Consider the following 14,296-nt stretch of genomic DNA (forward strand, 5'->3'; position numbering starts at 1 on the left):
TCCCTTGCCGGTTTACAGCACTTCTTCCTCCATGCTCCTTCTTCGAAACGCCCGCATCGCCTCCGAAAATTCCCCCGTACTTCTTGAAGGCGATGTCCTGATTGTCGAAGGAAAAATTCAGAACATCGGCAGCAACCTGACCATTCCCGAGGGTACCCGCGTCATCGACGCGCGCGGCCGGGTTCTGATGCCAGCCATGTTTGATGCCCACGTCCATTTCCGCGCCCCCGGGTTTGAGAACAAGGAAACCATCACCACGGGGAGCGAAGCGGCCATCAACGGCGGCATTACCGGCGTGGTCATGATGCCCAACACCCGCCCGGCCCTCGACTCGGCAACGGCCATTGCCACCGTGCTGGAAAATGCCACGCACCGGTCCCGCATTCCGGTGTATACCTCCGGCTGCGTCACCAAGAACCGCGAGGGCAAGGAGCTGGCGGAAATCGAGGGTATGCGCACGCTCGGGGTGAAAATGCTCACCGACGATGGGGATACCACCAGCGACCCGGCCGTGCTGCTGCGGGCCATGCAGTACGCCACCGAGTTCGGGATGTTCTTCGCCAGCCACTGTGAGGTGCCGGAGCTGGCCGGGCCACGCGCCCTGAACGAAGGGGTGATGAGCTACCGGCTCGGCATCAAGGGCTCGCCGGCCTGCGCCGAGGAAATCATCATCGACCGCGACATTCGTTTGGCCCGGGCAGCGGGCGCACACGTGCACATCCAGCACGTTTCCAGCAAGCTTGGCATGGAAACCATCCGCTGGTGGAAGTCCCGCGGCGACGTGAAGGTGACGGCCGAAGTGGCCCCGCACCATCTGCTGTTTACCGACGAGCACATCGGCGACTACGACACGAACTACAAGATGAACCCGCCGCTGCGCACCCAGGCCGATTGTGATGCCCTGCTCGAGGGGCTCAAAGAAGGCGTATTCGACCTCATTGCCACCGACCACGCGCCGCACACGCCGTTCGAAAAAGCCCAGGATTTCATCAGTGCGCCCAACGGCATTACTGGCCTGGATACGGCCCTGGTGTCGCTGTATCACTTCTTCGTGGAGCCCGAAAAATTCGGCTGGGACCTGGTGGTGAAGCGCTACTCGGCGGAGCCCCGCCGCCTGATGGGCCTGCCGGTACCCACCATTGAAGTGGGCCAGGAAGCAAACTGCGTCTTGTTCGATACCGGAGCAGAAACGACCTTCACGCGGGAATTCATGAAATCCAAGTCCCAGAACACGCCCTTCATCGACCAGACGCTGAAAGGCCGGGTAGACCTGGTGGTTTTAGGCACCGAAATCCTGCTGGAGCGCTAACCATTCGAGCCTAGCTGAAAAAGGCCGTCATGCTGAGCGAAGTCGAAGCATCTCTACCGCTTCGTTGCTTACATTCAGATGGCATTGTTGTGTCCTCAAAATCACTGCCTAAATGCGCCATTCAGATTTGCCCGAACGTTGGAAAACCAAGCTACAAGATTACCTAACTGCAAAAGGGAGCAATCGTGAAACGCTCAGTGCTTCTGACTTCCTGGCTGAGAGTATTGTGCACATTGAGTTCGAGGATGACTCAAAGATTGAGTTCAGATATGCCTTCGCCATTAAGGCGCCTGAGTTAAAGGAAATAGCTGTTTTTACTGAGCATTGTGGCTACCATCTGTTCCAATTGCATGACGGTATGACCATAAAAACAACCCAGCAGTAAAGATGCTTCGGCTTCGTTCAGCATGACGACCAAATAATTTCGATGAATACACCTTCCTCCCCCAATACCCCCAAACCTCTCATCGGCGTGGTGATGGGCTCCAGCAGCGACTGGGACACCATGCAGCATGCCGTGCAGATTCTCACCCAGTTTGGCGTGGCCCACGAAGCGCGCGTGGTGTCGGCTCACCGCATGCCCGACGACTTGTTTGCCTACGCCGAACAGGCCGGCCCGCGCGGCTTGCAGGCCATTATTGCCGGTGCGGGTGGTGCCGCCCACCTGCCAGGCATGCTGGCCGCCAAAACCACAGTGCCCGTGCTGGGCGTGCCGGTGGCCAGTCGCCATCTGCAGGGCGTGGACTCATTGCACAGCATCGTGCAGATGCCTAAAGGGATACCCGTGGCCACGTTTGCTATAGGTACTGCCGGGGCGGCTAATGCGGCCTTGTTTGCCGTCAGCCTGTTGGCCCTGCATGATGCTGACCTAGCGACCAAGCTGCAGGCGTTTCGCGCCGAGCAAACCGAAGCCGCTCGCGCCATGACGCTGCCGGTATGAGTGCCGATCATGAATCTGCAGCCATGACCCCGGTTTACCCGGGTAGTGTGGACGCCGCAGGCCAGCGGGCCACCCTAGGGGTGCTAGGAGGCGGCCAGCTGGGCCGGATGTTTGTGCATGCCGCCCAGCGCCTGGGGTACTTCACCGCCGTGCTCGAGCCCGACGCGCAAAGCCCGGCCGGATTGGTGAGTCACCACCATATCCAGACCGGGTACGACGACCCGGCCGGGCTGACGCAACTGGCTCACCTGTGCCAGGCCATCACCACTGAGTTTGAAAACGTACCAGCTCAGGCCCTGCAAACGCTGGCGCAGTCCCGGCCCGTGGCGCCAAGTGCGGCGGTAGTAGGCATTGCCCAAAACCGCATCGAGGAAAAAGCCCACTTCGCCGCCTGCGCTGCTGTGTCGGGGGTGAGCTGCGCGCCTTACGCGGTGATTGAAACGCCGGCCCAATTGCAGGCTGTACAGACCGACCGGGCCGATTTGCTGCCCGGCATCCTGAAGACCGCGCGCATGGGCTATGACGGCAAGGGGCAGGTCCGCGTTAAGACCGCCGATGAGCTGGCCGCTGCCTGGGCAGAGTTGGGTGGGGTGGCCTGCGTACTGGAAAAGATGCTGCCGCTCACGGCCGAGTGTTCGGTGCTGGTGGCCCGCGGCTGGGACGGGCAAGTCGTCAGTTTCGCCCCGCAGCGTAACGTGCACGTCGACGGCATTTTGGCCGTGACTCATGGCTACGAAGGAAACATGCCGCCCGCCCTGGCAACCAAGGCCCGCAACGCTGCTGTTTCCATTGCACATCACCTGGGCTATGTCGGGGTGCTGTGCGTCGAGTTTTTTGTGGTGGACAATGGCAGCGAGTACGGCGGATTGGTGGTCAACGAGATGGCCCCGCGCCCGCACAACAGCGGCCACTACACCCTGGATGCCTGTGATGTGTCGCAGTTTGACCTACAGGTCCATGCCATGGCTGGCTTGCCCTTGCCGCAGCCGCGCCAGCATTCCCCGGCTATCATGCTCAACCTGCTGGGTGAGGTGTGGTTCGATGGCAGCGGACAACTGCAGGAGCCGGACTGGCACTCGGTATTGAGCCTGCCAGGCACGCACCTGCATCTGTACGGTAAGGCACAGGCGCGCGCTGGCCGCAAGATGGGCCATCTGACCGTCACTGGCACGGATGTCGACAGTGTCAAAGCCGTGGCCCGGCGCGCCGCTGGTTTGCTCGGCTTGCCGGGGCTGGATGCCATTTAGATGCGGTCTTCAACTGGCCCAGGTATTGGTCATAGGCCTGGAGCGGCTAGTATCGTTGCCCAGAAGCCTTGCTAAGGTCCGGGAAGGGAAAGTTAGCGGACCTTGCCAGCAAGTAATAGATTGCGGGAGCTATTCTCCTCACTATCTCTGGGCAAGTTGTTCCCGGCACTGGAACACTTTTGCCTCGTGCAGCTGCAGTACCAGCCTGTCCGCATTGTTCCCGAACAGCACGCTTATCTCAGCCCGCCCAGGTGATGCCCTGATGTCTACTGCACGCAGCGCAGCAGCTGATTCTTCGTATCCGTCACATAGAGCGTCTGCGCGTGGGGATGAAGCGCGACACCAAAAGGAAATTCAAAGCGTGCTTCGCTTCCAGCACCATCCTGGCTTCCCCAGCTCTTGGCCCTGCCCGTGAGGGTCGTGACTTGTCCATTCGGCAGCAGCAGGCGTATGGTGGAGTTTACATTATCGGCCACATACAACCAGCCCCGCGCATTCACGGCAATACCATTGGGCCAGTCGAAACGGGCGGCCGTGCCCTGGCCATCGGCACTACCGGATTTGCCGGCAGCTCCTGCAATGGTACGCACCATGCCGTCGGACTCAATCTTTCGGATCGTGTGATTGCCATTATCCACGATATACAGGGTACCGGAAGCGTTGGTAGCCAAGCCGGAGGGGTGAAAAAAGCGCGCATTTGCCCCAGTGCCATCCGCAGCGCCTTTGCGCCCGGGCATGCCCGCCACTGTCCGAATCACCCCCGTAGTGGTCAACTGGCGAATCGTATGGCTTTCCGTGTCGGCAATATACACTGTCCCGTCCGGTGCTGCGGTGATGCCTTGAGGAAAGTTGAAGCGAGCCTTACTGGCCTCGCCATCCGTAGTCCCTTTTTCGCCCGGCCTGCCCGCCATCGTTATGACCAGACCCGCTGGCGTTACTTTGCGGATGGTGTGGTTCTGCGTGTCGGCAACATACAGGTTTCCCGCGGCATCCAAGGCTAGCCCGACGGGATGATGGAAGCGCGCAAGTTCCCGCAGCCCATCTTGCCGGCCAGGCTGTCCGGCCATTCCCGCCAGGGTTGTGACAACCCCCTCCGGACTGATCTGTCGAATGGTGTGATTGTTACAATCGGCTACGTACACCGTTCCATCCGGGGCGACGGCAATTCCCATTGGCCGATTAAAGCGGGCGCTGGATGTTTGCCCATCCATACTACCTGCCTGCTTGATGGCGCCCGCTATAGTTGTTGTGGAGCAGGAATCTATGCTTGCGGGCGGCCGCTGCTGCCCGTATCCCAGGTGAAACAATAGCAAGAAAGGGAGTAAGGATAATAGCCACCGGAATCTCATTCTTGAGGGAAAAGCAGGGGTGTCTTGCATGCAGAAGAATTACGGGTAAGGACATCCAGTTCTATAATTAGCTATAGTGCTCTTGATTCAGTTCATGCCACGATTTTACAGGACAGTTCAACAACTGTGACACCAGTAGAAGTAGGGAGCTACCCGCACGGTTGCGTCGGTTGCGCCAAGTTGCATGCACAGGCACAAGATTACGCGAAGGGCCAGATTTTCCTACTCTCTTCCAGAGCGGTTGAACCGGTATTTCAACCAGACTACATCGTTATCCAGCTGCTGCACCTCGGTTAAGCGCAGCCGCGTTGCCGGGCCTTTGGCTAGGTACTCGCTTACTTCAAAGGTGGTCGGCGACGCAGGTGTACCGTCGGCAATGGGCAGCAGCAACAGGCTCAGCTCATCAATGAGGCCGGCGTTGAGCAAGGAGCCGTTCAGGTGGCCGCCGCCTTCCAGCATCAGCGTGTCGATGGGAAACAGCTCGGCCAACTGGTGCAGAACTGACGCGAAATCGACCTCCGTCTTGCCGGCAAACAAGTAGGAAATGTGCTTCTGCTGCAGGTAATACAGGTAATTGTCGCTGACCTGCTCAGTCAGCACTTCAATCAGATGGTCGCCGTGCGTGGTATTGCTCTCCCAGCCCAGCTTGCCGTGGGCATCGACGGCAATGGCGAAGGAGGTAGCATTCTTATCCCCGATAAACGGCTCACGGGCTATCGGGTGCGGGGCCTCGCGCAGCTCCGGCTGCACGCCGCCCGAGAAGTCGCGCTCCATGGTTATGCGTCCGCACATCCAGGCCTGGCTGGTGAAGGTGACGTGGTACTTCTCAAAATAGCCGGCAAAGGTGCTGGTCAGTTCCTCATCCTGCCAGTTGGCCGAGAGGATTTTGCCGTCCACGGAGGACATCATGTGGCAGATAACATAGGGTCGTTTCATAAGCAGCCTATACGGCCCCGGTGGGCAGAGGGTAGCAGCCTACTTGTACAACACAACGGCCACGCAGCAGACAGCCTCCCCCAAAGCCTGAGCGTATTCCCTGGGATAGAGAAAGCAGAAGCGGACAATATTAACGGCAGGGAAAGGACCGGGAGTTGACGGATCCTACCGGCCCGTGCCGCTGGCCAGATACCCCACCGCTGGCCTGGCTCCCGGCTGGTATGTGTTGCGGCTCAGTGGCGATACACACCGTCGCGCCGCTCGTTTTTTGCCCGCAGTAGCCCTACGGCTTCATTCGTTTCCGCCGCTTTCTGCTGCAACGCAATACAAGGGAGAAGTGGTGCGGCAACCAGGCTGTCGGCAAAGATCCGTCGCTAATACCACCCGCCTCCCAGGGCCCGGTACACATTCACCGTGGCCTGCAGCTGCTGCATCTTGGTTTCAAGCAGGTCGAACTTCGCCTCTAACGCGTCGCGCTGGGTGAACAGCACCTCCGTGTATTCAGCCCGGGCGGCGCGGAACAGGCTGTTCGAGATGTCAATGGACTGATTCAGGGCGGCCACTTCCCGGGCTTTGGCCTCGTAGCTGCTGTTCAGGTTGTCGATGCTTGCGAGCTGGTTCGAAACCTCGGAATAGGCGTTGAGCACGGTCTTTTCGTAGCGAAACACTGCCTGGGTTTGCCCGGCGTTGGCGCTATAATAGGTGGCTTTGAGGCCGTTGCGGTTCAGCAGGGGCGCTGCCAGGTCGCCGCCCAGCGAATACAGCATGGATTGGGGCGTGGAAACCAGCAGGCCAGGCGTGAATGCGGCCAGGCCAGCCGCGGCGGAAAGACGCAGCGAGGGGTAGAAGCTGGCCCGGGCTACCTGCACGTCCAGCCTGGCGGCGGCCAGCTGCTGCTCGGCCTGGCGCACATCCGGGCGGTTGGCCAGCAGCTGGGTGGGCAAGCCAGCCGCGACAACCGCTGGCACTAGGTCGTTGAACGACGCGGCGTTGCGGGCCACCGGCTGGGGGTAGCGGCCGGCCAGGTAGTTCAGCCGGTTTTCCGTTTCGACGATGCGTTGCTGCAGCTTAAACTGCAGGGCGCGGGTGTGCTGCACCTGGGCCTCGAAGCGCTGCACGGCCAGCTCGGTGGTGCGGGCCGACTGCTTCTGCAAACGCACCAGCTCCAGCGCATTGGCCTGGATTTCAATATTCTGCCTGACGATCAGTAGCTGATTATCCAGCGCCAGCAGCTCGTAGTAGGAGTTGGCAATTTCGGCAATCAGGTTGGTCACCATGAAGCTCTTGCCCTCCACCGAGGCCAGGTACCGGCGGGCGGCGGCTTTCTTGGCGTTGCGCAGCTTGTGCCATATATCCACCTCCCAGGTGGCAAACGTGCCCAGCTGGAAGTTGGTGAGCGGGTCGGGCGTGTGCCGGTCCTCCTTGATGTCGACCTGTTCCTCGGTGGCGCCTTGCAGGGTGTAGCGGCCCACTTTTTCCACGTCGGCGCGGGCACCCAGGCCCACGAAGGGCCGGTACTCGCCGCTGCGGGCCCGGACTTCGTTGCGGGCAATTTCAATTTCCTGCAGCGTGATGTTTAGCTCCTGGTTGTTTTCCAGGGCCGTGCCAATGAGGGCCTGCAGGTCAGGGTCGGTGAAAAACTGCTGCCACGGCAGGCGTGCCGTGTTGGCGCTGTCGGCAGCCGTGGCGGCAGTGGCCGCCGGGTAGCGGGCCGGCGTGGTGCGGGTCTCGTTCTTGACCGCTAGCTCGGGCGTTTTGCACGCGCCCACGGCCAGGGCCAGGCTGATGGCGCTCAGGCATTGATAAAAACGTTTCTTAAGCATAGGGCTCGGTTTCTTCGATTAATGCACGCGGCTCTACGCCTTCCAATACCGGCGACTCGTTTTCGTCCCGAATCAGCTTGCTGTTGCCGGCCAGCGTGCCGAAGAAGTAATACAGACCGGGAATGATGATGACCCCGAACACGGTGCCGAAGAGCATACCGCCCAGCGCAGAGCTGCCGATGGTGCGGTTGCCGATGGCGCCCGCACCCGTGGCTACCACCAGCGGAATCAGGCCGGCGATGAAAGCAAACGACGTCATCAGAATGGGGCGGAAACGCACCCGGGCACCCTCAATGGCCGCCTCGCGCACCGACATGCCTTCTTCGTGCTTCAGGGCCGCGAATTCGACAATCAGCACGGCATTTTTGCCCAGCAGGCCCACCAGCATTACGAGGCCTACCTGGGCGTAGATATCGTTGGCCAGGCCAAACATCTTGATGAACAGGAATGAGCCGAACACACCCGCAATCAGGGAGAAAATAACGGCCAGCGGCAGCAGGAAGCTTTCGTACTGCGCGGCCAGCACCAGGTACACGAACACGAGCACAATCAGGAAAATGATGACGGATTCGTTGCCGCGGCCCACCTCGTCTTTCGACAGCCCGCCCCAGTCAATGTCGTAGCCGTGGGGTAGTTCTTTGGCCACTTCCTGCACGGCCTTGATGGCCTCGCCCGAACTGAAGCCCTCGGCGGCGCCACCCCGGATGGAGGCGGTGGTGTACATGTTGTAGCGGTTGATTTCGTTGGCGCCCTGGGTCTTTACGATTTTCATGAAGGCCGAAAACGGCACCATCTCGCCCTTGTCGTTCTTGGCCCACATGTTCAGGATGTCCTCGGGTAGCTTGCGGTACTCGGGCGAGGCCTGCACGAACACCTTGAAAAAGCGCTGGTACTTGATAAAGCCCAGCTCGTAAGTGGAGCCCACCAGGATGCTCAGCGTGTTCATGGCATTGCCGATGCTCACGCCCTTCTGCATGGCCAGCTCGTTGTCAATCTTAAGCTCGTACTGCGGGTAGTTGGCCGAGAAGAAGGTGAACAGGCCGGCCAGTTCCTTGCGTTTCTTCAGCTTGGCCATGAACTCGGTATTCACCTTTTCCAGCGCCTTGTAGTCTCCGGAGTTGGTTTTGTCCAGCAATTGGAGTTGGAAACCACCTGCCGCGCCGTAGCCCGGCACGGCCGGCGGCTCGAAGAATTCGATGGTGGCACCGGGAATTTCGTGGGCTTTTTTCTCCAGGTTGCCAATAATGTCGGCAATGGATTCCTTGCGCTCCGACCAGGGCTTGAGGTCAAGCAGCAAGGTGCCGGCGTTGGAGCCGCGGCCCTCGGTGAGCACCTCGTAGCCAGCCAGCGAGGAGACGTTGGCAATGCCGGGCACGGCTCTGGCCATGCCGGCCAGGCGCTGCGATACGGCGTTGGTTTGCTCGAGCGTGGTGCCGGGCGGCGTCTGCACAATGGCGTAAATCAGGCCCTGGTCTTCGCTCGGGATGAAGCCGGCCGGCAGCCGGGCCGTGATGGCCCAAATGCCCAGCCCGAAGGCCAGCAGCATGGCAAAGGTGACAAGCCGGTTGGCCACAATGAGCTCCAGCAGGCCCACGTAGGCATTGGTCAGCCGCTCAAAGCTGCGGTTGAACCAGTCGAAGAAGCGCTGCAGGGGCGTTTTCCTCTTGGGCTGCCCGTGGGTGTTCTTCAGAATCATGGCGCAGAGCACCGGCGTAAGCGTGAGGGCGACGAGTCCCGAAATCACAATGGCCGTGGCCATCGTAATCGAGAACTGGCGGTAGAAAATGCCCACCGGGCCGCTCATGAACGACACCGGAATGAACACGGCCGTCATCATGATGGTAATGGCGATAATGGCGCCGCTGATTTCGCCCACCACTTTGCGCACCGCATTGTAGGGCGAGAGGTGCTCATCCTCCATTTTAGCGTGCACGGCCTCAATCACCACAATGGCGTTGTCGACCACGATGCCGATGGAGAGCACCAGGGCGAAGAGCGTAATCATGTTGATGGTAAGCCCAAACGCCTGCATGGCCATGAACGAGCCCACCAGCGACACCGGTACCGCAATGGCCGGAATGAGCGTGGAGCGCCAGTCGCCCAGGAACAGGAACACTACCAGGGCCACCAGAATAAAGGCGTCGCGCAGGGTATGAATTACATTCTCAATCGAGGCGTCGAGGAAGTTTGACACGTCGTAGGTGATTTTGTAGTCCATGCCGGGCGGGAAGCTGGTTTTCTTCAGCTCCTCCAGCTTGGCTTTCACCTCCTTGATGACGGCCGAGGCGTTGGATCCGTAGGTCTGCTTCAGCACGATGGCGGCCGAGGGGTACTGGTTCAGGTTGGAGTAGATGTCGTAGTACTCCGAGCCCAATTCCACGGTGGCCACGTCGCGCAGGTGCAGGCTTTCGCCGTTGGCGTTGGCCCTGATAATGACGTTCTTGTACTGCTCTACGTCGTTAAAACGGCCCTGGTAGCTGAGCACGTACTCCAAGGACTGCGCCTGCTTGCCGTCGGAGCGGCCGATGCGGCCGGGCGAGCCAATTACGCTCTGCTCGTCGAGGGCCTTCATCACATCGTCGACCGACAGGTTATAGGCCCGCATCCGGTCGGGCTTCAGCCACACGCGCATGGCGTACTGCCGGCTGCCCAGGATGCTGGCCCGCCCGATGCCGCCGAGGCGCTGCAGCTCGGGTATCATGTTCACCCCGGCAAAGTTGAAGAGGTATTTCATGTCCGTGTTCTTGTCCTTGCTGTACAGGTTCACGTACATCAGCATGTTGGGCACCACGCGGTTCACCACCACGCCCTCGCGCTGCACCAGCAGCGGCAGGCGGTTGAGCACCTGCGCAATGCGGGTGTTCACATTTACCACGGCCTGGTCGGGGTTTGTGCCCAGGTTAAAGACAATCTGGATATTGGCTTCGCCGGCACTCACGGCGTCGGAAGTCATATACTTCATGCCCGGCACGCCGTTCACGGCCTGCTCCAGCGGAATCAGCACCGACTCGGTCAGTACCTTGGCGCTGGCCCCGGGGTACGAGGCGCTGACCATGACCAGGGGCGGGGAGATGTCGGGAAACTGCGAGGTGGGCAGCTGCAGAATGGCCAGCCCGCCCATCAGCAGGATGACGACTGATATAACAATGGCGAATACGGGCCGCCGAATGAATTTACTGAACATACTCTGGCTGGTTATGTATTGAGGAGGGCCCGCTACGGGGCCAGATCCGTCATGCCGGGCGCTGCCGGGGCACCACGCGGATGCCCGGCACCCCAAACAAGGGCACGCCGCTTGGGGTATGGGGCGTGCTTACTCGCTGTACACTTTCAGGTGCGAGATGACCGCTGCCGGCGTCTGGTAGTCGTAGCGCACCTTGTCGCCGTCCTTCACCTTGCGCAAGCCTTCGAGCAGAATTCGGTCGGTGCCGGCCAGGCCGGATTTGAGCACGTACAGGTCGGGCATCTCGGAGGCGATGCCCACTTCCCGCTGGTGCACCACATTTCTTTCGTCGATGACGAAGACGTATTTCTTCTCCAGCACCTCGAACGTGGCTTTCTGCGGAATTATCAGGGCCTTTCTGAGCGGCACCGTCATCAGCACGCTGCCCGTTTCGCCATTGCGCAGCAGCCCGTTGGGGTTGGGGAAAGTGGCCCGGAAGGCAATGTTGCCGGTTTCGTTGTTGAAATCGGCCTCAATGGTTTGCACCAGGCCGGGCTGGCTGAACACCTCGTTGTTGGCCATCAGCAGCCGCACTTTCCGGGCGCTGTCGCCGGCCTTGGCGTGGGCTTCGTAGTCGAGGTACTCCGTTTCCGGCACGTTGAAGTAGACCCACATTTTGCTGTTGTCCGAGAGCGTGGTCAGCAAGTCACCCTCGTCCACCAAGCTGCCCAACCGGCCCTGGAAATGGTCCATGATGCCGCTAAACGGCGCGCGTACCGTGGTAAACTGCAGGTGCGTCCGGGCCAAGGACACCTCGGCGCGGGCCTTATCGTACTTGGCCTGGGCCAGCGCCAGCTCGCTGCCCGACACGATGTTCTTGTCGGCCAGCTTCTTGGTGTTCTGGTACTCCAGGCCCACGTAGCTGGCCTCGGCCTGCGACTTTTTCAGCTCGGCCTGGTACACCGTGGGCTTGATCTGAAACATGAGCTGCCCTTGGCGCACATGCTGCCCCTCGTCCACGTAAATCTTCTCCAGGTAGCCTTTTTCCAGGGCACGCAGCTCGATGCGCTGAATGGAGTGAATCTGGGCCACGTACTGCTTGGTAACCGTCGTGTCTTTCTGCAGCGGGCTGGTCGCGACCAACCGGATGTGCTCTTCTGCTTCTTTTTTCTGTTCTGAGCAGCCGGTGCCGCCATACAAGGCGCACAGGCTTAGCAGCGCTAGCAGGGGCATTTTCTTCATAAAAACCTTTCCTTCACTGGTGTGAGTGAGCAAAGGTGTAGCGGCGGTATTAACCTGGGATTGGAAGCAGATTAGAACTTTCTAATGCGGCCCGCGCCACCGGTTTGGCCGCCAGGTTTGCGGGATGATCCTTGCCCGAAGGCGCATTCCCCGGCTTTGGGCCGGCCGCCGGCCGCTCACAGCCAGAAGCGAAACTCCGTGCCCTTGCCCGGCACCGAATGCACGGCCACGCCACCGCCGTGTAGCTCCGCGATGCGCTGCACCAGGCTCAGGCCCACGCCGTTGCCGCCAATGCGGGCGCGCACGGCCTCGGCCCGGTAAAACGGCTCGAAGACGTGGGGCAGGGCTTCGGGGGCGATGCCCATGCCGGCGTCGCGCACGGTGAAAGTGCCGCCGCCGGGGCCTGGGGCGAGGCTGGTGCGGATGGGCGAGCCGGCGGTTGAATACTTGCAAGCGTTGTCGAGCAGGTTGACCAGGGCCAGGGTAAGCAGCTCGGCGTGGGCGCGGGCCTGGCAGTTCTCCACCGCGTCCGGCAGGTGTAGCTCGATGACGACAGCGGGGTAGCGGCGCTGCACCGCCTGCACGGCATCGAGCAGGGGCTCGGCGAGCAGCACGGACGTCATGGGCAGGTCGTGGGCGGGCTTTTCCTGGCTCAGCTCGGCCAGCAGCAGCAGGTCGTTGGTAAGCGAAATGAGGCGCCGCACCTCCTCGGTGGCCGAGGTAAGAGCGGCGCGCAGCTCTTCGGGCCGCTCGTCGTAGGCCCGCGACATGTCGAGCGTGCCCAGCAGGTTGGCCAGCGGGGTGCGCAGCTCGTGCGAGGCCTGCCACACGAACGTGCGGTTCTGGGCCACGGTATCGGCCAGGCGGGCGAGCAAGGCATTGAATTGGGCGGCCAGGCGCGCCAGCTCGTCGTGCCCGTTGCCGGTGGTCAGCCGCTGGTCCAGGGTGCGCGAAGAAAGTGCCTGAATTTCCTGACTCAGCTGCTGCACAGGGCGTAGCGCGCGGCCCGCAAACAGATTAGCCAGCGCAACCACCAGCGTCAGACCCATGATGTTGGTAATAAGTAGGTTGTTGCGCAATCGGGCCAGCGCCTCCCGGCCAAACCGGTCTTCGGCCGTGACGATGACCACAAACCGCTCATTCCCTTCCTTGGTGGAAAGCGCCACGCCCACGGCCGGCCCCTGGCTAAAAGCCACTCGTCCGGCCGTGCGTGCGTGCCGCAGCAAGCGGGCCGTGACGACCAGCCCGGCGTTGGGCCGGCTGGCATAAACCCGCTGATTGGCTTCGTTGTAGAGGGCTTCGTACTGGTTTTCCTGGGTCAGCAGCAGTAGGGCGTCGGTTGGCTCCAATCGGTCGTGCCGGCGCACATACACCTTGGCCGTCGCCTCGGCCTTGCGCAGCAGCAGCCCTTCAAAAATACGCCGCTGGCTACTGCGCTCAAAGAAATAGACGCCGCACGACACCGTTGCAACCAAGGCCAGCATCAGGCCGGCAAAGAAGAGGGTAAGGCGGGTGCGAATAGTCATGCTGGCAAACAGCTAATTAGCAGATAGGTAATGGTCCGGTGAAAGCTTATTCGCGCAGCACGTAGCCCATGCCCACTACCGTGTGGATGAGCTTGGGCGAAAAGTCCTTGTCAATCTTGCGCCGCAGGTACGTGATGTACACGTCGATGATGTTGGTGTTGGTATCAAACTTCAGCTCCCAGACCTTTTCGGCAATGTCTACCCGCGATACTACATGCTCTTTATTCAGGAGCAGGTACTCCAGCAGCGCATACTCCCGGGCCGTGAGGGTAATAGGCCGGCCGGCGCGCTCCACGCGCTTGGTGGTGAGGTGCAGCGTGAGGTCGGCCACGCTCAGGGTGCGGCCGGGACCGGCATCGTGGTAGCGACGGTAGAGGGCGCGCACCCGCAGCAGCAGCTCCTGGAATTCAAAGGGCTTGACCAGGTAATCGTCGGCCCCGGCGTCGTAGCCCTCGGTTTTGTGGGCAATGCCGCCCAGAGCCGTCAGCAACAGAACAGGCAGCTGCGGCAGCTCGGCCCGCAAGCGGCGGCACACTTCGAAGCCATTGAGCTGGGGCAGGCTGACGTCCAAAATCACCAGATCGTAGTCTCCCCGCAGGCCTCTGCTCAAACCCAGCTGCCCGTCGAAAGCCGTGTCGACCCAGTAGCCTTCGCCCTCTAAGCCCTTCCGTACGAACGAGCTTAGCTTGACCTCGTCTTCTACCAGCAAAATTTTCATTACATCTCTCTTATTACAACGGGGCGGAAAATTACGCCAAGTT

General features: G+C 60.8%; 11 protein-coding genes. 4 read left to right on the top strand and 7 right to left on the bottom strand.

The window, feature by feature from the left end:
• Nucleotides 1–31: 31 nt before the first annotated feature.
• The 4 genes from LGH70_RS09020 to LGH70_RS09035 all read left to right on the top strand — a co-directional run bounded on the left by LGH70_RS09020 (nt 32) and on the right by LGH70_RS09035 (nt 3,496).
• The gene (locus LGH70_RS09020; RefSeq protein WP_226184905.1) at nt 32–1,309 is read left to right on the top strand and encodes a dihydroorotase; all 1,278 of its coding nucleotides are present in this window, start codon (nt 32–34) and stop codon (nt 1,307–1,309) included.
• 112 nt (nt 1,310–1,421) lie between these two features.
• A complete protein-coding gene (locus LGH70_RS09025) occupies nt 1,422–1,694 on the top strand; it encodes a hypothetical protein (RefSeq protein ID WP_226184906.1) in 273 nt (90 codons plus the stop codon).
• A gap of 42 nt (nt 1,695–1,736) precedes the next feature.
• Nucleotides 1,737–2,249: a 5-(carboxyamino)imidazole ribonucleotide mutase gene (gene purE / locus LGH70_RS09030; protein WP_226184907.1), complete on the top strand. Its 513-nt coding sequence runs from the start codon at nt 1,737–1,739 to the stop codon at nt 2,247–2,249.
• Nucleotides 2,250–2,272: 23 nt separating this feature from the next.
• On the top strand, nt 2,273–3,496 hold the full coding sequence (locus LGH70_RS09035; RefSeq protein WP_226184908.1) for a 5-(carboxyamino)imidazole ribonucleotide synthase: 1,224 nt from the start codon (nt 2,273–2,275) through the stop codon (nt 3,494–3,496).
• A 266-nt stretch (nt 3,497–3,762) separates the two neighbouring features.
• On the opposite strand, the gene LGH70_RS09040 is transcribed toward LGH70_RS09035, so the two are convergent.
• The 7 genes from LGH70_RS09040 to LGH70_RS09070 form a co-directional block, all read right to left on the bottom strand.
• Nucleotides 3,763–4,707, bottom strand: coding sequence for an NHL repeat-containing protein (locus tag LGH70_RS09040; protein WP_226184909.1), 945 nt, complete (start codon nt 4,705–4,707; stop codon nt 3,763–3,765).
• 360 nt (nt 4,708–5,067) lie between these two features.
• Nucleotides 5,068–5,781, bottom strand: a complete 714-nt coding sequence (locus LGH70_RS09045; protein ID WP_226184910.1) for a RibD family protein — start codon at nt 5,779–5,781, stop codon at nt 5,068–5,070.
• A 374-nt stretch (nt 5,782–6,155) separates the two neighbouring features.
• Entirely contained in the window at nt 6,156–7,604 is a 1,449-nt protein-coding gene (locus LGH70_RS09050; protein WP_226184911.1) for a TolC family protein, read from the bottom strand.
• The gene (locus LGH70_RS09055) at nt 7,597–10,788 is read right to left on the bottom strand and encodes an efflux RND transporter permease subunit (protein WP_226184912.1); all 3,192 of its coding nucleotides are present in this window, start codon (nt 10,786–10,788) and stop codon (nt 7,597–7,599) included. Before LGH70_RS09055 ends, LGH70_RS09050 begins: the two co-directional genes overlap by 8 nt.
• Nucleotides 10,789–10,917: 129 nt before the next feature.
• Nucleotides 10,918–12,009 (bottom strand): efflux RND transporter periplasmic adaptor subunit, encoded by a 1,092-nt coding sequence (locus tag LGH70_RS09060; protein ID WP_226184913.1) that lies wholly within the window; start codon nt 12,007–12,009, stop codon nt 10,918–10,920.
• Between the two features lie 176 nt (nt 12,010–12,185).
• Nucleotides 12,186–13,535, bottom strand: a complete 1,350-nt coding sequence (locus LGH70_RS09065; RefSeq protein ID WP_226184914.1) for a sensor histidine kinase — start codon at nt 13,533–13,535, stop codon at nt 12,186–12,188.
• A 46-nt stretch (nt 13,536–13,581) separates the two neighbouring features.
• Nucleotides 13,582–14,253, bottom strand: a complete 672-nt coding sequence (locus LGH70_RS09070; protein ID WP_226184915.1) for a response regulator transcription factor — start codon at nt 14,251–14,253, stop codon at nt 13,582–13,584.
• Nucleotides 14,254–14,296 lie beyond the last annotated feature (43 nt).

It is taken from the genome of Hymenobacter nitidus (assembly GCF_020447315.1).
GTDB lineage: Bacteria > Bacteroidota > Bacteroidia > Cytophagales > Hymenobacteraceae > Hymenobacter > Hymenobacter nitidus.